The organism is Calditrichota bacterium, from assembly GCA_013151735.1.
Lineage (GTDB): Bacteria > Zhuqueibacterota > JdFR-76 > JdFR-76 > BMS3Abin05 > BMS3Abin05.
On the sequence record JAADHR010000017.1, the window covers coordinates 37,363 to 59,888 of the forward strand.

The window sequence follows — 22,526 nt, forward strand, 5'->3', positions numbered from 1 at the left end:
CTTGTTCTTGATTATCTTTTTAGGGCTTTCTTCCGATAATAATCAGGTAGTTAGAAAAAAGACATGAATCGGCAGGTAGTATTAAACTGCAAATTAGCTGATTTTATTAAAAAAGGGATTCAAATAAAATGGATAGTTCATTTGCAAACCGGCGTGTTTTCATTTTATTGGCAGCCATTGTCTTGCTGTTTCAAATGAATGGAATGGCTGCTCCTTTGGGAGTCGAATCTCAGTCAAAAAATTGGCCACAAATGAGTAAAACCGCACAAAATGTGTTCGAGAATCAATCAAGCGAGTCTGTGACCGGCACCATTGATACCATTGAGGTGACCGGTGATACAACCGCGTTTCCCCGCGATCCGTCCAAAATTTATGTTATTGCAGATTATCTACCCAAGATTTCAAAAGAAGTCGCGAATATTAAAGTGCAAAGTTCCGGCTTTTTTAGGATTTTTACCCAGGTTTTAAATGATAAGGATCAGCATAACGAAAGCTTTTTTCTGCAAATTCGTTATCCGGATAGTTCCCTTATTAATGCATGCGATGCCAACCTGGGACCGTACAAGGTCGTTATTGATACGACCGCTCCGGATTCAGAAGATTCCCAAATCCGGTACGCAGGTACATTTTATTTCAAAAAGGGAATCAACACAATTATCCTGAATCATTATGCCAAAATTGCCGTTCGTTTTCCAATATTCTGGAATGGGAATACGGACAGTGTCTCGATTCATTCGAATCCTGAAAGCGTCCATTTTAAACAGGTCATTCTAATAAAAGTAACCAATCCCTTTGATGCAGCGTTAACCTATTCCGCAAGTGCAGATACACTCATCGATGTGGGGGGGCAAATGGTGAAAGCCGTGAAAGAGGGCAGACCGTATTCCTATGTATTAAGGGTGAAAAATGTTGGAAAGGGCAGACTCATTCGGTTTAAAATAAAAGCGCTCATTCCCGATTCCACCACCTTTTTTAATATTCGGCCTGCACCGGACACAACCCGAAACGATACCGTATTCTGGCAAATTGATTCTCTTTCTCCCGGGGCGGAGCAAACCATTTTGATTGATGCCAAGTCTTTTACGAATCTGGTTGTAACCCCTCATCGCCTTTTTAGCCGCGCCTGGGTTGAATCCAAATGCGACACCAATCTTGTCAATAATGAAGATTCCACGATTGTTTATGCGTATAGTCCGTGTGATTTTTTTACCCCGGAAGCCCCGCAAATTCAAGCAAGTTCACAGTCCGTTTTTGAGAATCAAAGCCTTTTCATCCGGGTTCGACTTCCCAAACGGGTGATGGCCTGGGATTTACGGGTCCATTATGCGGACGGAACCGTCGATTCAAGTTACGGGGACGCGTTTATCCAGTCAACCGGCAATGTGGCCGACCAGTGGTTGACTGTTCACCCTCGTTTCACGAATACGAAACTGTTAACGGCGGCGGATCACGAACAAATCGTGTTTGAGCTTTTTTCAACAGATTCATGCGGATATTCGAATGTGGCATACGATACGGTAACCGTAAATCGGGAGAAGTGCGATTTGGCCCTGAACTACACGGCTCAAACGGATACGATCGTTCATTATCAGGGGGCGGATGTTCCTGCCGTGATGGAAGGAGAAAGCTATTCCTACAAAATTGATCTCACCAATACCGGGCCGGATACCGCCCGGAGTGTTCGGCTTTGGGTTATCCGGCCGGATTCTGTAACCTGGAGCAGTTTTGTGCCTTCTCCTCAGGTTTTAAAGTCGGATACGGCTTTCTGGACATTTGATAAAATGTCTCCCGGAAGTGACAGAGAAATTACATTTCAAGCAACGGTAGCGGACTCTATTCCTGTTTCCCCTATTCAATTGCTGAGCAAAGCCGGAATACAGGCCAAAGCGGATACGAATCAGGCGAATAATATCGACAGTACACGGGTTCTGGCGTTTGATCGGTGTACATTTTTTACCCCGGAAGCGCCGCAAATCCAGCTTGTGCCGAATTCGGTATTTGAAGGAGACAGCGCAGTGGTCCGCGTGCGCCTTCCCAAACGCGTCACCTGGTGGGACATTCGTGTGTACACGGTGGACGGCCGCGTCGATTCAAGCTACGGGGATGCGTTTATCCAGTCAACCGGCAATGTGGCCGACCAGTGGTTGACCATCCGGCCGAGTTTCACCAACACACAGCTTTTGACAGAGGCAAATCAGGAACCCATTGTTTTTGAATTGCGCACGCAGGATGCTTGCGGACATGCGGGATTGGTGCGCGATACGCTTTTTGTAAAGAGAATTATTGAAAAATGTGATGTGAGCCTGAAATATACGGTTCATACCGATACCTCTGTGGTCTACCAGGGGAAAACGGTTCCTGCTGTATTGGAGGGCACATCCTATTCCTACGAAATTATGGTTAGAAATGCAGGCCCGGACACGGCCCGACATGTCCGGATTTGGGCCACCCAACCCGACTCGGCTACGTTTAACCATTTTTCCCCTGCTATTCAATATGTAAATGGCGATACAGTCTTTTGGGCTTTTGATAAACTGGCTCCATCGGAAACCGTTAATCTCACATTTTCCGCTCGCGTTTCAGATAAACTTCCGGCTGCTCCGGTTGAGCTTTTTAGCAAGGCCATGGTACAGGCGGATGACGATACGAACCAGGCAAACAATGCGGATAGCACCCAGGTGTTTGGATTCAATTCTTGTGCATTTTTCTCTCCGGAATCTCCTAAAATAGAGGTTTCACCGGCTTTTGTGGAAGTAGGGGATAGCGTTCAGGTACGTGTCTGGCTTCCCAAGGGCGTGGTATCCTGGGATGTTGATGTCCGGTTTGTAAATGGAAAAATAGATTCCAGTTACGCCGATGCCTTTATCCGTCGTACCGGAAATGTTCCGGATCAATGGATCACGCTCCAGCCGGTATTTACCGAAACACGGCTTATTACACGGGCGCTTCAGGAGGCCATTATTTTTGAGCTTCACACGCAAGATCGTTGCGGGAATCGTCAAACAGCTCAGGCTCGGGTTTTAGTGAAGAGCAGTAATGATTGTCTGTTGGATCGAAATGTTTTCAAGGCAGAAGTAGGGACTCCACTCGGAATACGATTTAAATTGAGTTCCAACCGCCGGGCAAGAATTGATCTGTACGATATTTCCGGATACCATATTATGAAAATTGTTGAAGGCGATTTTTCCGCCGGATGGAACACCTATCGGTGGAATGGCCAAATGCCAGATGGCAAGAAAGTTGGCAGCGGCGTGTATATTATTACGATTAAATCCGGCAATTTGAACTGTTGGAAAAAAGTAATTCTGGTGAGGTAACATGAAACGAGTGAATAGAATTACCAACGAGAAAACATCTGTTTTCAAAATTGCTTTAGCGATCGTTTTTGCGCTTGTGGTCAGTGCGATTGGAGGAAATTCCGTTGCACAGGTTCGTTCCGGTGTGGCCTTTTTAAAGATATTGCCAGGTGCTCGGCAGCAATCCATGTCCGGGAGTCTGACGGGGCTTTTGGATGAAGATTATGCCTATTATGCCAATCCGGCGGCCACAGGATTTGCGCGTGAGTGGCAGTATTCTTTAACCTACACGAAATGGATTACGGATATCTACAACATTTCATTAAATTATGGGCGGGGTTTGTCGCTTCCTTGGAACAACAGATCGCGCATCATGTTCGGGGTGAATTACCAGGGCGTAAAAGAATTTGACAGTTCCCGAGGCGCAACTCCACCGGCATCTGCCAGTGATTTGCTGGCCCTGGTCAGTGTGGGGTCGTCCTTTCCAAGATTCTCAAGGAATGTTTCATTTGGTATTAACGCGAAATACTTTCGTAGCAATTTGGCGCAGTACACCGCTAATGCCGTGATTTTGGACATGGGGGTTTTGTACCGGACGCACCGATTTCATTTCCTGAATTGGAAAAATGGTTTGTTTAAATATGGTATTTTTTCTGCAGGATTGGCCGTGACCCAGTTGGGAAATTCCATGCGGTTTATCGATGTAGCCACACCGCTGCCGCGGACGTACCGTGGCGGTGTGGCCTTTTACACCGGGACTCATAACGGATTCCAGATTCAACTTTCGCTGGATGTTCGGAAAATCCGCGATGAAAAAACATCATTGAGCCTGGGTTCTGAAATTTCCCTTGGTAAGAGAATTTCCATCCGCGGCGGTTACAATTTTCAAAATGCCCTTCTTAGTAAATATTCTTTCGGAATGGGAATTCGGCTGGACGATTACAGCACGGCTTTGAAAGATTTTCTGCCGGGGCGCAAACACGCACTCAAATTTGATATTGCCGCCCTTCAAAATATGGATTTCTTCTCGAATGCTTCTCGGATCAGTGTAACCGATTATCCGATTGGTCCCGAAAAATTTGAGTATCAAACACCCGGGAAGATTGAAACCTACACCACCGAAGACAGCGTTACCCTTCGCTGGCAAGTAACTCGCGACCCCGATCTTTTTGATGAGGTGCAGTACGGATTTTATCTGACAAAAGACAGCCTGAGTCTGGCTAATTATCTGAAAAAATTGGATCAAAAAAAGGTTGATCTCTCCCAAAAACCAGAAGACGCCGTTGTGTTTGCGCTGACGCCCTCTGTGAAAATTCATGAAGGTAAGGAGCGGCGCAAATTTCGTGTGGAGTTGTCACCCCTGCCAATCGGAAATTATTTTTGGTCGGTTTGGGCAAGAGATGACGATGATCACATTCGGTTTGCAGTAAAATCGGGACAAAAAATTCAACATTTTAGAGTGATAGCCAAAGAGATTCCCGTTCCTCCGGACACAACCGCTGACCTGATGCTGGCCAAAACGGCTGCTCTTCCTCCGCTGGATGTAAATATTCATTTTCCGTTTGATTCGGCTCGATTGACTCCCCGCGCAAAAGAAATGCTAAACATTCTTGGGATGGCTCTCAATTCCAAGGAGCTCCGATCCACGCACGTGGAACTGGGGGGACACACCGACAAACGCGGATCTGCCGCCTACAATTTAAGGCTGTCTCAGCGGCGTGTCGATCGTGCAAAGGATTATTTGATTGCCGTACCGGCTGTGGATTCGTCCCGGTTAACGGCCATCGGATACGGCGAAAGCCGGCCTCTTATAAAGAATGCCACAACGGAGGCAGAATTTGCGATTAACCGCAGGGTGGAAATTAAGCTGTCCCGTCAACAGGGATCCGAAAATAGCGAAAAAGTGACCCGTCTTCCGGTTCCCAAAACGATTATGGCCGGAAAAGAATTTTCCTATAAAATTAATGTGAAGAATAAGGGGCCCCGGCCAGCCCGATCCATTTCGATCAAAGATAAGCTGCCCTCAGGGATAAAAATTGTAAGCACCTCTATTCAACCGGACTCTCTTTCGGGTAATCTGCTGTTCTGGAAGTTTGATTCCCTGGCTACGGGAGATTCTCTCGTTATCGTACTCAAGGCCAAAGCACCGGATTTCGTAGATAGAAATCCCAAACCATTCTTAAACAAGAGCAATGTGACGGCCATCAACGATACCTCCTTTTTTAATAATGTGGACAGCGTCTCTGTTCTTGTAATCGGAACACCCGACACAGCCGTGTATTTCGGATTTGACAGTTCCAATGTCAGGCCGCAGGCCCGGAAGCTCTTGGAACAGTGGGCCAATTTTATTGAAGCCTCTCCCCGGATCCCAATCTGCATTGAGGGACATACCGACAGCATCGGTTCCGACGCCTATAACATGCGTCTCTCCATTCGGCGGGCTAAGTCAGTGAAAAAATGGCTCATAACCTGGCTCAGACAACACGCGGCTTCAGAAGTAAAAGAGGTCCATATTTACACCATTGGATATGGGGAAAGACGGCCCATTGCTACGAATAAAACAGAAGAAGGCCGGCAAAAAAATCGGAGAATTGTGATTCATCCGAGGCCGTGTAAATAGAGGCTCGAGTTCAATCTTTTTCAGTAATAAACAGTGTTTTGCACCTTTTGAATTAAGAACCAATTTAGGGGAACGATTAAAAAGGTCATCCCATCCGGGATGGCCTTTTTTGTGTTCATAGTACGTGCCGGGGACGTCTTGCCACACCAACCCAAATTTTACTTGAATTTTCCCCAAATATGTTGCAATTTAATATAAGTGTTTGGTTAAAAAACGAAATTCCGCAAACGGCATTTTGTTTTGATAGATTAATTTATGAGATTTTGCGTGGGGGCAAGAAGAATTTTTATCGAACCCGCTAAAGAACTCAGGGAGGAACGAATATGGAGTACACACATCTCGGACGCAGTGGCATAAAAGTGAGCCGTCTTTGTTTGGGTACGATGAATTTTGGTCCGCTAACGGAAGAATCGGACAGTTTTGCTATTATGGACCGGGCCCTGGAGCTGGGAATCAATTTTTTTGATACCGCCAATGTGTATGGCTGGAAAATAGGGGAGGGTGTAACCGAGCAAATCATCGGACGATGGTTGGCCCAGGGAAATGGCAGGCGTGAACGTATCGTGTTGGCCACAAAGGTGTATGGCAAGATGGGGGAGGGTCCAAATGACCGGGGGCTTTCCGCTTACCATATCAAACGGGCATGTGAGGACAGTTTAAAACGGCTGCGAACCGATCATATCGATTTATATCAGATGCACCACATCGACCGTGAGACCCCCTGGGAAGAAATCTGGCAGGCAATGGAACAATTACATCGGGAGGGGAAAGTCCTGTATTTTGGAAGCAGTAATTTTGCCGGTTGGCAGATCGCCCATGCGCAATGCGAAGCTAAAAAGAGAAATTTTATGGGCTTGATTTCCGAACAGAGTCTTTACAATTTGACGGCCAGGACAATTGAGCTGGAGGTGGTACCTGTCTGCCGTGAACTTGGGCTTGGAATTATTCCCTGGAGCCCGCTTGGCGGAGGACTTCTGGGGGGTGTTTTGAACAAACTCTCTCAGGGTCGAAGAGCTGAGAAACTTGTTTTGGAAAAAGTGAAAAAATACCACTCCAAACTTGAGGCGTACGAAACCCTCTGCGCTGACATGGGAGAACGTCCGGCCAACGTGGCTCTGGCCTGGCTGTTGAACCGGCCGGGGGTTACAGCTCCCATCATTGGTCCACGAACGCGTGAGCAATTGGAAGAGGCGCAGCGGTCGCTTGAAATTCGGTTGTCGGATGAGGTGCTTCAGAAACTGGATGAAATCTGGCCGGGCCCCGGCGGTGAGGCACCGGAGGCGTATGCCTGGTAAAAAGTGATTATACTTTTTTTGCAAAACGGATTGTAAAAGTTGGTTTCATTCTTGAATTCGCTCTAAAAACCACGAATGACAAAACAGCACGAATTTAGTTCCAACAGAACCCATTCGTGAAAATTCGTGAGCAAAGGCTTTTTAGAGCAGACTCATTCTTTAAAACTAAAGGGGTTGGTTCCAATGAAACTTTTCTGGGTAGCAGTGGCTATTTTTATCTTGAATCTGCCATTTGGGTACTGGCGGGCCCACGTGAAAAAATTTTCTTTACAGTGGGCGTTGGCTGTTCATATTCCAGTGCCGTTTGTTATTGCGCTGCGCATCTTCAGCGGACTGGGATTTCAGCTGATTTCCTACCCTGTTTTAGTGGGAGCGTTTTTTACCGGTCAATATCTGGGCGGGATACTCAACCGAAACTGGGAAAACTTCGCAAAAACTCCCGTATCTTCCTGTCTGGTGTGGAATGTGGTTCAGGAGGTTCGCTCTTTACCCAAAAGATAGTATCATTTAATCGGTCGCTATCTTGGGTTTCTTATTCCCAAACAAAGGACTTTTTTTATGCCCCGCATCTCAGGAAAAAGTATTCGAAGAATTGCTATTCTTGTCACGATTCTTCTCTTTTCCCTCATGTTTCAGAATGGGCGGCTTCTGGCAGGAAACAAAACGTATGCTATCACCCGTGTGGCCATTCAGGCCCGGCTGCAATCCGATGGCAGTATGAGCGTAACAGAGACGCGCGCATTCAAATTTAGAGGCCGTTTCCACTTTGCCTACCGCACGTTTCCCTTAAATGGACAGGTGAAATTTGCAGATTTTTTGATATCCGAGGGAAGTCAGTCCTACCGTTTCTCTCAATCGAAAAAACCGGGCACCTACCAGATTATTCAGAAAAAAAATCAAACGGAAATTCGATGGTTTTTTAAAGCCAAAAATCAAACGCGGACTTTTACGATTCACTATCGGGTTGAGAATGCGGTTCGACGGTATGAGGATGCGGCCGTTTTGTATTATCAATTTATCAGTAAAGATTGGGGAATCCCCCAGCACCGCATTGAGATTTCTCTGATTCCACCCGTTACATTAACCCGATCGGAAATAAAAGAATGGGTGCACGGGCCGCTTTGGGCCTCGTCTCACATTGGCGTCGACGGGACGATTGATATCCAATGTGTCCGGCTGCCCAAAAAGTCGTATCTGGAAGTGCGAGCCTTGTACCCGCCGGAAATATTTCCTGAATTGCCGCTAATTCACAAGCGGGTGAAAGACGAGATTCTGCAAGAAGAAGCAAAATGGGCAGCGCAGGCCAACCAGGCACGGCAGGAGGTCATCCGGAAAGAGAAAAATCGACGCCAGAGAAAAGCGTCCGGAAGATGGGTGATCATCGGTCTGAGTTTGTTCGGATTGCTGCTGTGGTGGCGTATCTACCAAAAATATGGAAAGCGTCCCGGGGTTATCCACAAAAACTACATGTCCTCCGATATCCCGGAGCGGTTGCCCCCGGCTTTTGTGGGCTATCTGATGAACAATCGGCAAATTTACGGGAATGCCCTGATGGGAACCATTCTGAGGTTTGCCCAAATGGGTATTTTGACTTTTTACGAGGATGAAGACGAAAAAAAATCCATCTGGGGAAAGACCCGGAAAAAACCACACTATCGTCTGGAATTGAACCGAAAGGCTTTCGAAGAGCAAAAGGACACGTTATTGGATTTTGAGAGGCATCTGATTTCCTTCCTGTTTGATGAGTTGGCGGGCGGAAATTCATCAATCGATCTGGAATCCATCCGAAAGAATCGAAATAAATTCTTAAAATTTTTCCGAAACTGGAAAAAAGATGTTCAAAACGCTGCAAAAGCCAAAAACTGGTTCGACGAAACCAGCAGACGCGGAATGATCCTTTCTGTTGTGCTTGCTGTCGGATTCTTTGCTTTGACGGTTCCCGCTGCATTTCTTGTGGAGGAGTGGGCTGTTGTTTTGGGAGTGACGGGTCTTCTTATTCTTATTTTGTCTTTTTTCATTCCTCACCGGACAAAAGAGGGCGAAGCTCTGGCACAGCAGTGGAAAGCACTGAAAAAATACCTTCAAAAGACACAATTCTTGCAAGGCGATCACTCCCAGCTGCTCGATACAATAAACGATTATTTGATTTATTCCGTTACGCTGAGCGTGCCCCGAAAATCCATTCAAAAATTAGTGGAACAAATTCCGGAAGAAACCTATCAGAATTATATTGGATGGTATATTTACACCGGCCGCGGAACCTTTTCCTCGGAGGCGTTTAGTCACTCATTTTTAACTGCTATTTCGGCAACCACCTCTGCATTAAGTTCGGCTTCGGGAGCAGGCGGAGGAGCTTCTGCCGGAGGAGGCGGCGGTGCAGCCAGCGGCGGCGGGGGAGCGGGATAGCCGGTTGATTCGATTCGGATGGGATGATTTATAAAATGGAATGATTCCGTTTGGAATCGAGCAAAAAGATTGGAGATTCTGCCTAATGATTGGTTTGGTCGGTCTTGGAAATATGGGATCAGCCATTGCACATGTAATGGCTTCAAACGGACACGCTGTGCTTGGATGGGAACACAACGCCCGTGTGGTTGAGGAAATCAACCGTAACCACACGAACACCCCATTTTTACCTGGTATTACATTGGATCCCAACTTAAAAGCGACCGGTGATCTGAAGCGGGTGTTTGAGACGTGTCCGGTTATTTTTGTGGCCATTCCATCGATCTTTTTTCAATCGGTGCTAAAACCCTTTTCAAACAAGACCACCGGAAAGGTGTTTGTAGATTTGACCAAAGGGATTGACCGGGAGACGCTCTTAACCTCATTTCAAATGCTGCAGATTCTTTTTCCCGGCAACCAACATGTGATGCTGTCCGGCCCGTCTATTGCCAATGAGTTTTCCCGCGGTCTGCCAACCCTGGTTATGCTTGCCGGCGAAGACAAAAGCGGTCTTTTACAAATTGCCCGAATTTTGGAAAATGATTATTTTCGGGTTCGTTTTTCGGACGACACCATTGGCGTCGAATTGGGTGGAATCCTGAAGAATATTTATGCCATTGGTCTGGGAATTTTTGACGGACTGGCCATTGACAGTGTGAATTTCCGATCCTCTTACTTGACGGTTGCTCTGGAGGAAATTTCTCAAATAGGGGTGGCTCTGGGGGCTCGAAAGGAAACCTTCCTGTATCTTGCAGGGATGGGCGATCTGCTGGCGACATCCTTGAGCCAGCACAGCCACAATCGACGGATGGGCGAATTTCTGGCGCAGGGGCTTTCTCTCAAGAAAATCGAACAGAAAATGGGAGTTTTGCCTGAGGGATTTAATACGCTCAAGATGACGCTGTATCTTGCAGAAAAGCACCATTGTTCGATGCCCCTGGCGAGAGGGTTGTGGGATGTTATTCACGAGCGCCTGAGCGCCGAAACCTTTGTTCAGATGTTTATTAAGGACTTTGTCGAATAGATTAAGGAGCGGATATGAAGAAAAAGGTGGTGTTGGCCATAGATTTGGGGACGACCGGGAATCGGGTAATTGCCTTTTCAAAAGAGGGGGACATTCTGGCCAAGTCCTATTATGAGTTTCCTCAGATTTTTCCGAAGCCCGGCTGGGTTGAGCACAATCCGATGGACATCTGGATGACCACTCACAAGGCTCTTCTGGATGTGGTGAGCTTGGTTGGATCAGAAAATATCGAGGCTATTGGCATTACGAATCAACGAGAGACAACCATTTTGTGGGATAGGAAAACCGGCAAGCCGATTTACAACGCCATTGTGTGGCAGTGCCGGCGGACGGCGTCGATGTGCGACGCCTTGCAGGAGCACGCAGAGTCGATCAAACAAAAAACGGGTTTGTTTCTGGACCCGTATTTTTCCGCAACCAAAATTAAATGGATTCTGGAAAATGTTCCGGGCGCCCGGGGAAAGGCGGTTTCCGGCGACCTGGCTTTTGGAACGGTCGACACCTGGATCCTCTGGAATCTGACGGGCGGAAAACAGCACGCCACCGAACCCTCAAATGCCTCCCGAACCCTGTGCTACAACATTCATTCACTTGAATTTGATGAAGATTTGCTCCGCATTTTTGATATTCCGGCAGCGATTCTGCCAGAGGTGAAGGAAAGCGGGGCGATTTTTGGCCACACCACAAAAGAACTTTTGGGGCGAGAGATTCCCGTTGCCGGAATTCTGGGTGACCAGCAGGCGGCGTTTTTTGCCCACGGAGGCTGGCAGGAGGGCATCATTAAAAACACCTACGGCACGGGGCTTTTTGTGGTGACGTCCACGGGAAGCGACATCCCCAATTCCGGGAAATTGGTGAACACCATTGCCTGGCGAATCAATGGGAAAACAACCTACGCGCTGGAGGGGAGTGTTTTCATCGGAGGAGCGGCCATTCAATGGCTGCGGGACGGCCTGGGACTTCTGAAATCAGCAGCGGAGTCCGAACCACTGGCGACGTCTGTATCCGACACCGGAGGGGTGTATTTTGTACCGGCCCTGGCGGGATTGGGTGCGCCCTACTGGGATCCATCCGCCCGAGGAACCCTTCTGGGAATTACCCGCGGAACGGGACCCGCCCATATTGTGCGGGCAGCATTGGAGGCACTTGCGTATCAGACCCGGGATGTGATTGAGGAAATGCAGCACGTGGTTGGCGGCCGGCCCTTTAAAAAGCTGGCTGTGGATGGAGGCGCGGCCAAAAATAATTTTCTCATGCAATTTCAGGCAGATATTTTGCCCATGCAGGTGGAACGGCCGGTCGTGACCGAAACCACAGCTTTTGGTGCGGCAGGCCTGGCGGGAATGACCCTCGGTTTTTGGTCGCAAGAGGAATTTCTGACGGTTCGTAAAATTGACCGGACGTTCGATCCGGCCATGGACCGCCAAACCCGGGAAGCCTTTTATCGCAAATGGAAGGAGGCTGTCCGGCGGGCCTTGAATTGGGCCAATGCAGCGGAGGACCGTGCCTCCGGAAATGAAGGGTGACCCAAATCGATTTTGACAGGATAACAGGCCCTGGCTTGGGGGTTGTATCAAAAGTCCTTTTTTGAGAATAAAATGAGTATTTGTTATTGCGAACCAAACGGACTAAAATTGCCCAAAATGTTTTCACTCCGATTTTTTATTGCAACTTTTCCTTAAAATTCTTAAATTGACATCCGTTTTATTGGGACAGATCAAACAAATCCATCTGCGTGAGATCAAATCTGAAGGTATTTTTATGAAGCTGCGACTGAAGATTTTTATCGGATTTTTAATTCTTGCGGTTGTTCTGACCATGGCCGAAATATGGTCCATTTACCAGGTAAACTCCATGCGCCTGTCGGTTCAGGAAACACTGGACGCAAATTACAAGGGGATTCAGGCGGCCCAACGCATGCTCCTTTCATTGAGAAACGAAAACGAGGCTATTTTGCAGCTCTTGCAGGGGAAATGGAAAGAAGGGCGCCGGCGCTTAAGCCTGGCCGATTCGGCTTTTCAGATCGATCTGAGGCGGGTTGAGAAACATAACCAGACAGACGCTAAAAGGACGCTTGTAAATTCCATCAAAAAAAACTACGGTGATTTTCGGTTGCTCTGGGAAAAACCAATTGTTGGTACAAAAAGAGAAAGAAATTTGGACTGGTACGCCCGTCAGGTGATGCCAAAAGAAATAAGGATCGAAGAATCGCTTCATCAAATCATTCGGATCAGCAACCGGGACATGTACAAAACGGGTATAAACTTAAAGAACAATGTTCATCATATCATTATGCCGGGTGTGGTGGCCATGCTGGCTGCCATCATCTATTTGGTTCTCTTCAATTTTTTTATTGATCATTATCTGCTTTCTCCCATTGTCAAAATTACGAAGGGGTTAAAAAATCTCCTGGATCAAAGACGACCCTTTGAGGTTGAAATTGAAACGGATGATGAGGTGGCGGAACTGGCATCGACCATTACGACTCTGGTCTCAAAAATGAACTACGGCGAGATTGAAGAATGAGACTTCACGTCATCTTTCGCTACAACGGGTATGTCCTTCTGTTAAATGCGGCTTTTTTATTTATTTCTGCGGGAATTTCGGCCGCAAACGGCGATGCTGCTCTGATCCCGTTAACCTACAGCGCCCTGTTGGTACTCCTTTTCGGCTTGTTCCCGCTTCTGTTTGTTCCCCCCATTAAGGACATCTCCAATAATGAGGGACTGGCGATTGTGGTGTCCGGCTGGCTGCTCTCATGTCTGGTAGGAACCATCCCCTACATTATTTGGGGAGGGGAATTCAGTTTCATTAACGCCTGGTTTGAAAGCGTTTCGGGCTACACGACGACGGGTTCCTCTATTTTGAATAATATCGAGGCCCTTCCTTTGGGGCTCTTGTTTTGGCGAAATGCCACCCACTGGATCGGTGGAATGGGAATTATTGTGTTTGTACTTTCCGTGTTGCCGTCAATGGGAGCCGCCAGTCGAATACTGTACCGCTCGGAAATGTCACCGGTGGCCATGGAGAATTTTCAGTATCGTACCAAACAAGCACTGAGAATTCTCTTGAGTGTTTACGTAGGGCTAACCGTTCTGGAAACGATCTTCCTCCTCCTGTTTGGGATGAATCTCTTCGATGCCGTAACGCACGCTTTTGCTACCATCGCAACCGGTGGATTTTCTCCCAAAAATACCAGTATCGCTTTTTATCACAGTGTTTCCATTGAGCTGACGATTATTGTTTTTATGGTTCTTTCGGGAACCCACTTTGGATTGCTTTACATGGCCTTTTCGGCTCATCCCAAACCCCTGTGGAAATCGCCTGTTGTTCGGTACTACATAAGTGCCCTTGGCGTGGGTGTTCTGCTTTCCGCCATAAATATTCACGGATCGCATTTTCAGTCCTGGTGGCAGTCTCTGCGATATGCCGCCTTCCAAATCGTGTCAATTGGAACCTCCACAGGATTTGCAACTACCAACACGGCTATCTGGCCGCCTCTTTCCCAGTTGCTGCTGCTTTTTTTCATGATGCAATGTGCCTGTGCCGGATCCACATCCGGTGGAATCAAGGTAGATCGGATCGTGATTTTCAGTAAGGCATTTGTTCGAAGAATCAGGCAATTCCAGCATCCCAAAGCCATTCTCCCCATTCGAATGGGGGAGAAAAAAATCGGGGACGATGCCGTCGCCATGAGTGTTCTTTATATCGCGGTTTATCTGGGCATTCTCTTTGTGGCTACTTTGATTTTAACCGCCCTCGGAATGGATATTATTTCCGCATTCTCAGCATCGGCAACCACAATGGGAGGCGTCGGGCCGGGCCTGGGAACGGTGGGGTCAACATCCAATTTCGCCGCTTTGCCTGCTCTTGGAAAATTAACCCTCACATTAACGATGTTATTGGGGCGTTTGGAGATTTTTGGTTTGATTATTTTCTTTATTCCGAAAACCTGGCGCCACGCGTGAGAATTCGGTTCCTCCCGCAGCCCGATTAAGGAATTGCGGGGGGAATGGCTTTGCAGCAAACAGGTGTGTTCGGGAGGTAAAAATGAATGCTTTTAGCGATCGCATGTGGCTCAGCCTGGAACGAACGGCCCGGTATGTGTTTTGGGCAATTGTGCTGCTGTTACTGTGGCAAATTCTTTCTGCCTATTCCCATTTGCCGGACAAAGTGGTCTCTCATTTTGACATCACCGGAAAACCCAATGGGTGGATGAGTAAACAGGCCTTCCTTCGGCTTGATGTCTTTCTCGTGGGATTTCTGGCGCTTCTTTTTTATTTTTCCGGATTTATTATGAACAAAATTCCAAACACGTTCATCAATCTGCCCAACAAGGCATATTGGCTGGCTCCTGAGAGGCGGGATAAAAGTCTGCGGGTCATCAACAGCTTTCTTTTGTGGTTTGGAAACGCCACCCTGATTTTTATCTTTGTCCTGCTGCAGGATGTGATTGACTACAATTTGAATCCTCAAAACTATTCTGCAGGCATGAACGCCTGGACGCCGGCCCTTCTCTACCTCCTCTTCATTTTTCTCTGGACGGCGGGTTTATTTTTGAGATTTCGACGTCCCCAAAACAAAAAAGGTCTGTAGGAAATTCAGGATGGTATTGCTGTGCAGTTTAAACGTGGGTCTTAAAACACAATGTTCAGGTTCTGTGGAACGTGCCGGGGGCGTATGAACCGAAAATCGGGAGGAAAAGATGAGTGAAACTATTCGTGTAATGCGCAAGGATGAAATCTGCTGGCTCACCCTGAACCGCCCGGAAGTAAAGAATGCGGTGGATGCCCAGACTATGATTCGGCTGCGTGAAGAAATTGAAGCCTCCGAAAAAGACGGGTCCCGCGTGATTGTAATCTCTGGTAGTGAGGGGGCCTTTTCCAGCGGCGCCGATATTAAGGCCGCATTCGCTGCAAACGTATCCCCGGAAGATGCCTACCGGATTATGATGGACGCCTACTCCCCCGCGCTTCTGGCGATTAAAAACAGCCCGCTGCCCGTTCTTGCGGCAATTGACGGCATTGCCGCCGGAATTGGGCTGAATTTGGCACTGATGTGCGATTTACGTGTGGCCTCGGAACGGGCACAATTTTCCGAAATATTCATTCACGTGGGGCTCATTCCGGATGGTGGCGGGACCTACACCCTGCCGCGGATTGTGGGGCTGGGCCGCGCAATGGAATTGGCCATGCTCGGCGAAACCCTGAATGCTGCCAGAGCGCTTGAAATGGGGCTTATCAACCGGATTTATCCCAATGCCCAGTTCCAAGAATCCGTGGAAGAATTGGCCAGACAGCTAACCCGACAGGCCCCTCTGGCGCTCGCCCGGATGAAACGTGCCTTTTGGTCGGGATGGGAGGGTTCCTTTGAAGATGCCCTTGTGCGGGAGGCAGAGCTGCAGCGGGAGATTTTTTTGAGCGAAGACGGTTTTGAGGGATTCCGGGCCTTTCTGGAAAAGCGCCCGCCCAAATGGAAAACCCGGTAGGCGGGAAGAATTGGTAAATTATTAAAGCGATTCCCAATTTGCCGGAGGGTCTTTCTGTTGTTGTGGAAAAATAAGGTTTCATAGAAAGGGAGGATACCATGTTTACAAAAGACACGTTGAAAGGAAAATCCATTCTGATTACCGGTGGCGGCAGCGGCCTGGGATTGTCGATGGCCAGGCGATTTGCAGAGCTGGGCGCGAATGTGGCCATTTGCGGACGCACCGAACAGAAGCTGCTGGATGCGGCCGTAGAACTGAAGAAATTTGGGACAAAAATTCTCACGCACGTGGTGGATGTTCGGGATTACAAGGCCGTGGGTGAGATGGTTGAGCGGCTGGTGGGCGAATTTGGCGTTCTCAACGGTTTGGTAAACAATGCTGCGGGCAATTTTTACGCGCCTTCGGAAGACCTCTCGCCTCAGGGGTTTAAAGCTGTGGTGGATATTGTACTGCACGGAACGTTCAATTGCAGCCAGCATTTTGGCCGTCATTTAATCGGTGCCAAAGAAAAGGGGACCATTTTGAACATCGTCACAACCTACACGCAGTTTGGTTCGGCCTTTGTCCTGCCTTCAGCCGCAGCAAAAGCAGGTGTGGAAGCCATGACCAAAACCCTGGCTTTTGAATGGGCCACGTACGGTATTCGTGTAAATGCGATTGCCCCCGGGCCGTTTCCCACCAAAGGGGCCTGGGCGCGCCTTATGCCCGATCCGAAATTGGAAGAAATTTATCTGAAGCGAATCCCAACGGGCCGGTACGGTGAGCATATTGAACTGGCCAATTTGGCTGTTTTTTTGATGTCCGATTTGGCGCCGTATCTTACCGGTGAAACGGTAACTATTGACGGAGGGGAACATTTGCAGGCGGGACAGTTTAATTTTCTGGCACAACTGATGCCAAGAGACGAGTTGAAGAAGATGTTTGCCGCCTTGCGAAAGAAGCGCTAACGGATATTGATCAGCCAGCGGATGAGTCCGAAGAGGATGAGAAACGCTCCCTCCCAGCGGGAAAGCTTCCAGCGGGTGCGCATAAAGAATAAGAGCAGAACGATCATCCCAAGCATCAGATAGAGGTTGAAGGTGATCTCCTGATCGGCCCGCATGGGGCGCAGAAAAGCCGCCAGGCCCAGAACGCCGGAGATGTTGAAGATGTCGCTTCCGATCAAATTCCCGATGGACAGGCCGGGTTTTCGCTTGTAGGTGGCCACAATGGATGTGGCCAGCTCCGGGGTAGAGGTGCCGGCTGCGACAATGGTCACGCCAATGAGCCATTCCGAAACACCGAAATGCCGGGCGATGGATGTGGCGCCTTCCACCAGAAGGTGTGCTCCTCCCAAAATGAATGCAAGGCCGATGATCAGCATGGGGTAAGCCTTCCACCCCAGGTGTTTCATTGGGACCTCTTCAATGATTTCTTCTTTTGAAAAATAGAGGTAAAGCAAATATGCGATAAAAAGTACAAGAAAAATCCCTCCGTCCAGGCGGGAAAATCGCCCGTTTAACGAGAAAACCAGCAACAAAACGGAAAGCAGGAGAAGAAAAGAGCCGTCGCGCCAGAGCACCTTTTTTTCAAGAAAAATGGGACGAAACAGAACCACGCCCCCCAAAATAAAGCCCAGATTAAAAATATCGGAACCCACCACATTGGCCACGGAAATAGCGGCGTGTCCCTTTAAAGCCGCTCCAATGGTAACCGCAAATTCCGGGGCAGAGGTACCAAATGCCACAACCGTTAATCCAATGACCAGTTCGGAGATGTTGAGTTTTTTGGCGATGTAAGAGGCACTTTCGACGAGCCAATCGGCACCCATCCAGAGCAGGAAAACGGAAATCAAAAGCAGTAGCACATTTAACAGCATGAAACGAATAAATCCTTACATAAGAGTTTATTGCGCCTGTTCATAAATGTCGCGACAGATTATTTTTTCAACCACCGATCCGCTTTCGTTTCACCAGATAATCAAACAAGGCCTTGTCGAAGGGTTCAGACGTGTCGATAAGCACGTAGTCAATTCTGTTCTCCAGACAGTGGCGCTTGTATGTTTCAATGAAATTCTGCATCTGTTCGCGGTAGTCCTTTCGGATGTGCCAGGCCTGGGTCGAGATTTCTTCCCCTGTCTCCAGGTCTTTAAAAATGGTTTCACCCTTAAAGGTGAACGTTCGCTCCATGGGATCCAGAATGTGGAAAACAATGACCTCATGTTTTTTATGGCGAAAATGTTTCAGCCCCGAGAGCACACGATGAGGATCGTCGAACAGATCGGACAGCACGATAATGAGCCCCCGGCGCTTGATTCGCTCGGCCAGTTCGTGAAAGGTTTCGCTCACATCTGTCTCGTGGCCGCTTCGGATTTTGTCCAGCTCACCCAAAATAACGTGCAGGTAGTTGGACACGGCCCGAGGAGGAATGTACTTTCGGATTTTTTGATCGAAGGTTACCAGCCCGACGGAATCCTGCTGCCGGAGCATCAGATACGTGAGCGAGGCGGCCAGATAGCTGGCGTATGTCAGTTTCGAAATACGTCCCGATTTGTATCCCATCGAGGCGGAGGCATCCAGAAGGATGTACGATTTTAGGTTGGTTTCTTCCTCAAACTGCTTCACGTAAAATCGGTTGGTTTTTCCGTAAACCTTCCAGTCAATGCGTTTGGGCTCGTCGCCCGGCATGTACTGGCGGTGCTCGGAAAATTCCACACTGAAACCGTGGTAGGGACTTCGGTGAAGGCCAATAATAAATCCCTCCACCACCAAACGTGCCCGAAGATTCATATTTGACAATCTGGAAACAACATCCGGGTGAAGAAATTTGCGATAGGTTTTTCGTTTGTCTGCCGTCATGAGTTTGTTTTTTGGAATCCCTACACTTTTTCCAGCAATTTTTGAATAATGGTCACGGGAGAAACGCCATCGGCTTCGGCGTTAAAATTAGTGACGAGCCGGTGCCGAAGCACGGGAACAGCCACTGCCTTAACGTCCTCGATTTCCGGTGTGGGGCGTCCCTCCAGAATGCACCGCGTCTTTGCTCCCAGAATTAGATACTGAGACGCGCGCGGCCCCGCTCCCCATTCAATCCAGTCTTTTACAAATTTCGGGGCATCGTCCTGATTGGGCCGGGTCAATCGAACCAGTTTTACCGCAAACTGAACCACATTTGTGGCCACCGGTACCCGTCTTACGAGGTTTTGAAAATCAATGATTTCCTCCGCACTCATCACTTTTTTGGGTTTCTCAAAGTAAGCAGAGGTTGTGTATTTGATGATTTGAACCTCCTCGTCTTCCGAAGGATAATCCACCCAGAGATTAAACATAAAACGATCCAATTGGGCTTCCGGCAGTGGGTAGGTTCCTTCCTGTTCGATGGGGTTCTGTGTGGCCAAGACGAAAAAGGGCTCGGAAAGTTTGTACGTCTCTCCGGCGGCGGTAACTTCGTGTTCCTGCATGGCCTGCAAAAGGGCCGCCTGCGTTTTGGGCGGCGTTCGGTTAATTTCGTCGGCAAGCACAATGTTGGCAAACACGGGTCCCTTAACAAACTTGAAGACCTTTTTGCCCGTGGAAATATCATCCTCAATCACTTCTGTCCCCGTGATGTCCGAAGGCATGAGATCAGGAGTAAACTGAATGCGGTTAAATTTGAGGTCAAGCGCCTCGGCCAGCGTGCTGATGAGCAGTGTTTTAGCCAGACCCGGTACCCCCACAAGCAGGGAATGACCCCTGGAAAGCAGGGCTATCAAAATTTCGTTGATGACCTGATTCTGCCCGATGATGACCTTGGCAATTTCCTGCAAAATGTCCTGATAAGCGGATTTCAGTTTTTCTAATTTTTCAATATCACTTAATTCTTTGACTTTAACGGCCATAAATCCTCCAAAGCTGAAAAAAAGAGTCTCGTTTTTACAGAGACCTGTTTTATGAAAACGAGATATTTTAATCAGATCAATCAGGCGCGGAGATGCGTCTGACGCCTTAATCGTGGCTAAAAAGTACAATATTTTTTTCAGAAAATCAATTCTTTTTCCTTGCATTACGGAAGCGAAATCCCTAAATTAAAAAATAAATTTGGAATGAACGGGAATGGCGATGGAAAAAATGAACCTAAAGGGGATGACGCTCTCTGAGCTTGAGCATTTTGTGAACGCGACCGGGATTGAGCCGTATCGGGCGCGCCAGATTTTTCAATGGATTTACAATAAGAATGCGACCTCATTTGAGGAAATGACCAATCTCAGCAAAAGTCTTCGGCAAAAACTATCTGAAAAAGCGGATATCCCCACACTTAAAATCCTTCGGTTAAATCGCTCAACCCAGAGCGGAACCGTTAAATTTCTTTTTCAATTACCCGATGGCGAAGCCATAGAAAGTGTTTACATGCCCGACGGCGGCCGCCGCACGGTGTGCGTGTCGTCCCAAGTGGGGTGTGCCCTGCGGTGCCGCTTTTGCCGAACCGGCCAAATGGGACTCAAACGCAACCTGCAGGTCTGGGAAATCGTGGATCAGGTATTGGCTGTGGAACGGGAGTTGGGCGTCCGGGTGACAAACATTGTGTTAATGGGAATGGGAGAGCCCTTTCACAATTATGAAAACGTCCTTCGTGCAGCCGAATTGTTTTCACACCCTGAAGGATTGTCCATCGGGCAGCGAAAAATTACCCTTTCTACCAGCGGGGTGGTCCCGGCCATCCGGCGCTTCACGCGTGAAAATCGACGCTTTAAGCTGGCTGTTTCCCTGAATGCCACAACCGATTCGGTGCGAAGCGACCTGATGCCCATTAATAAAAAATATCCGCTTTCCGACGTGCTGGACGCGGTGCGCGACTATTCCCGCGCGTCCCGCCATCGCGTGACCTTCGAATATGTGCTGATTGCGGGGAAAAATGATTCCGTGGACGATGCCCGCCGGCTCCGACGGCTGCTCAACGGTATCCGCTGCAAGATTAATCTGATTCCTTACAATCCCGCACTTCCGGAATTCCGCGCACCCGATGAAGAAACCATGAATCGTTTTATCCGGGAATTGCTGGATTTTCCGGCTCCGGTGACCGTACGCAGAAGCAATGGAGAGGATATTGACGCCGCTTGCGGGCAATTGCTCGTAAAAAATGAAGATTTTGTAAAAATTACTTGATTTTTTTAGATAAAGTTCTTAAGTTGCCCTGTAAAGCAGCTATTGCTAAGGTGTTTTTGGAATATTTTGTACCCGGGTTGGGGATGGGGAGTTGAAAATTGTGATACAACGGATCGATTTGTATTTTTGAAAAGGATGATTGGAATGAATGACTTCCTGCAAAATTTCCGAATGGCAAAATACAGATTCCTCTTACGGCCGCGAGATTATCTAAAGCTCTCCCATTACGCCGGAAGCTCGCTTCGCAGAGATTTTATTGATGTGTTCAAGGAAATCAGTTGCACGGAAAATGAAGTCTCCTGTAAATCCTGTCCCAAAAAGGGTGAATGTGCCTACTATCACGTGATAGAAGGCGGGGTTAAAAAGGACTACGGTGATCTGGCCAAACGCTTCCAAACGCCACCCAAACCCTTTGTTTTTGAACCTCCCCTGAGCCGAAAGACCTTCTACAGCATGAATGAGGATATTGCATTCGATCTTATTTTGATCGGGAAGGCCCTTGAGTATTTTCCCTATTTTGTGGCCACCATGCGCAAAATCGGTGAGATGGGGATGGGACGAAACCGCGGAAAATTTACCATTCGAAAAATCTTGGGTATAAATCTGAAAACGAATTATGTGGTCAGTGAGTATTCGTTTGCGCCATCAGAGGAATCGTTCGACCGGGATATTTCTGTTTCTTTGGAGGATATCTACAAAAAGAATATCTGGAAAAACAACGACCCGCTGGGAGGCGTGGAAGTTACATTTTTGACCCCCTTGCGGATGAAGCGCGTGGGATACACCAATTGGCATTTGTATTTTCGGACGCTGATTAAGAATATTCTGTCGCGTGTCTCAATCTTAAATTATTTCCACAATAATTATCCGGATTTGGTTGAATTCCCGGAGCTTGTTGAAAATGCCCGCAGTATTCGGATTTCAGAGGATAATTTGATCTGGGACGATTGGCGGAATCCCCGCAAGCGGGATGACTCAAACCACAAATTGGGCGGCTACCTGGGCGACATTTCTTACACCGGGAATTTGGAAGAGTACTGGCCCCTGCTCAAAATTGCAGAAATCTTGCACGTGGGAAAAAATTGCGGGTTTGGAATGGGACGAATTCTGGTGGAAGCCAATAAATAGACTCCGGACAAAGTCCGCGTGGGTTCATACGAACAGAATTGAGTTAGAGATTACGGGTTTTCGTTCGAACAGAACGCGGCTGTTTTTCGGCTGAAGCACGCGGGGGAGTC

Annotated in this window: 15 protein-coding genes and 1 pseudogene; 13 read left to right on the forward strand and 3 right to left on the reverse strand. The window is 48.0% G+C overall.

Translation table 11 applies throughout. The features are described from left to right. The first annotated feature begins 128 nt into the window (after positions 1-128). The 11 genes and pseudogenes from GXO76_00840 to GXO76_00890 all read left to right on the forward strand — a co-directional run bounded on the left by GXO76_00840 (position 129) and on the right by GXO76_00890 (position 17,115). Positions 129-3,317, forward strand: coding sequence for a hypothetical protein (locus tag GXO76_00840; GenBank protein ID NOY76391.1), 3,189 nt, complete (start codon positions 129-131; stop codon positions 3,315-3,317). Between the two features lies 1 nt (position 3,318). Then, entirely contained in the window at positions 3,319-5,916 is a 2,598-nt protein-coding gene (locus GXO76_00845) for a PorV/PorQ family protein (GenBank protein NOY76392.1), read from the forward strand. Positions 5,917-6,239: 323 nt separating this feature from the next. Further along, the gene (locus GXO76_00850) at positions 6,240-7,211 is read left to right on the forward strand and encodes an aldo/keto reductase (protein ID NOY76393.1); all 972 of its coding nucleotides are present in this window, start codon (positions 6,240-6,242) and stop codon (positions 7,209-7,211) included. 183 nt (positions 7,212-7,394) lie between these two features. Beyond that, positions 7,395-7,625: pseudogene (locus tag GXO76_00855) on the forward strand (hypothetical protein). 2,077 nt (positions 7,626-9,702) lie between these two features. Continuing rightward, complete coding sequence (locus GXO76_00860; protein ID NOY76394.1) at positions 9,703-10,680, forward strand: NAD(P)H-dependent glycerol-3-phosphate dehydrogenase; 978 nt, start codon at positions 9,703-9,705, stop codon at positions 10,678-10,680. Positions 10,681-10,694: 14 nt separating this feature from the next. Further along, entirely contained in the window at positions 10,695-12,206 is a 1,512-nt protein-coding gene (gene glpK, locus GXO76_00865) for a glycerol kinase GlpK (GenBank protein ID NOY76395.1), read from the forward strand. 235 nt (positions 12,207-12,441) lie between these two features. After that, positions 12,442-13,206 carry a hypothetical protein gene (locus GXO76_00870; protein NOY76396.1) on the forward strand — a complete coding sequence of 255 codons (765 nt, stop codon included), beginning with the start codon at positions 12,442-12,444 and terminating at the stop codon, positions 13,204-13,206. Continuing rightward, the gene (locus GXO76_00875) at positions 13,203-14,648 is read left to right on the forward strand and encodes a TrkH family potassium uptake protein (protein ID NOY76397.1); all 1,446 of its coding nucleotides are present in this window, start codon (positions 13,203-13,205) and stop codon (positions 14,646-14,648) included. The genes GXO76_00870 and GXO76_00875 overlap by 4 nt, the downstream gene beginning before the upstream one ends. 82 nt (positions 14,649-14,730) lie before the next feature. Then, positions 14,731-15,276: a DUF1648 domain-containing protein gene (locus tag GXO76_00880; GenBank protein NOY76398.1), complete on the forward strand. Its 546-nt coding sequence runs from the start codon at positions 14,731-14,733 to the stop codon at positions 15,274-15,276. A 109-nt stretch (positions 15,277-15,385) separates the two neighbouring features. Further along, complete coding sequence (locus GXO76_00885; GenBank protein ID NOY76399.1) at positions 15,386-16,168, forward strand: 2-(1,2-epoxy-1,2-dihydrophenyl)acetyl-CoA isomerase; 783 nt, start codon at positions 15,386-15,388, stop codon at positions 16,166-16,168. 98 nt (positions 16,169-16,266) lie between these two features. Then, positions 16,267-17,115: an SDR family oxidoreductase gene (locus GXO76_00890; protein ID NOY76400.1), complete on the forward strand. Its 849-nt coding sequence runs from the start codon at positions 16,267-16,269 to the stop codon at positions 17,113-17,115. Here the strand turns inward: GXO76_00890 and GXO76_00895 are convergent. The 3 genes from GXO76_00895 to GXO76_00905 all read right to left on the reverse strand — a co-directional run bounded on the left by GXO76_00895 (position 17,112) and on the right by GXO76_00905 (position 20,024). Then, complete coding sequence (locus GXO76_00895) at positions 17,112-18,026, reverse strand: calcium/sodium antiporter (protein ID NOY76401.1); 915 nt, start codon at positions 18,024-18,026, stop codon at positions 17,112-17,114. The genes GXO76_00890 and GXO76_00895 overlap by 4 nt on opposite strands. Before the next feature lie 67 nt (positions 18,027-18,093). Next, a complete protein-coding gene (locus GXO76_00900) occupies positions 18,094-19,005 on the reverse strand; it encodes a DUF58 domain-containing protein (protein ID NOY76402.1) in 912 nt (303 codons plus the stop codon). Positions 19,006-19,025: 20 nt separating this feature from the next. After that, a complete protein-coding gene (locus GXO76_00905; protein ID NOY76403.1) occupies positions 19,026-20,024 on the reverse strand; it encodes a MoxR family ATPase in 999 nt (332 codons plus the stop codon). Positions 20,025-20,244: 220 nt separating this feature from the next. Between GXO76_00905 and rlmN the strand changes: the two genes are divergently transcribed. Next, entirely contained in the window at positions 20,245-21,288 is a 1,044-nt protein-coding gene (gene rlmN, locus GXO76_00910; GenBank protein ID NOY76404.1) for a 23S rRNA (adenine(2503)-C(2))-methyltransferase RlmN, read from the forward strand. A gap of 171 nt (positions 21,289-21,459) precedes the next feature. Beyond that, positions 21,460-22,416: a CRISPR system precrRNA processing endoribonuclease RAMP protein Cas6 gene (locus GXO76_00915; GenBank protein ID NOY76405.1), complete on the forward strand. Its 957-nt coding sequence runs from the start codon at positions 21,460-21,462 to the stop codon at positions 22,414-22,416. The last annotated feature ends 110 nt before the right edge of the window (positions 22,417-22,526 follow it).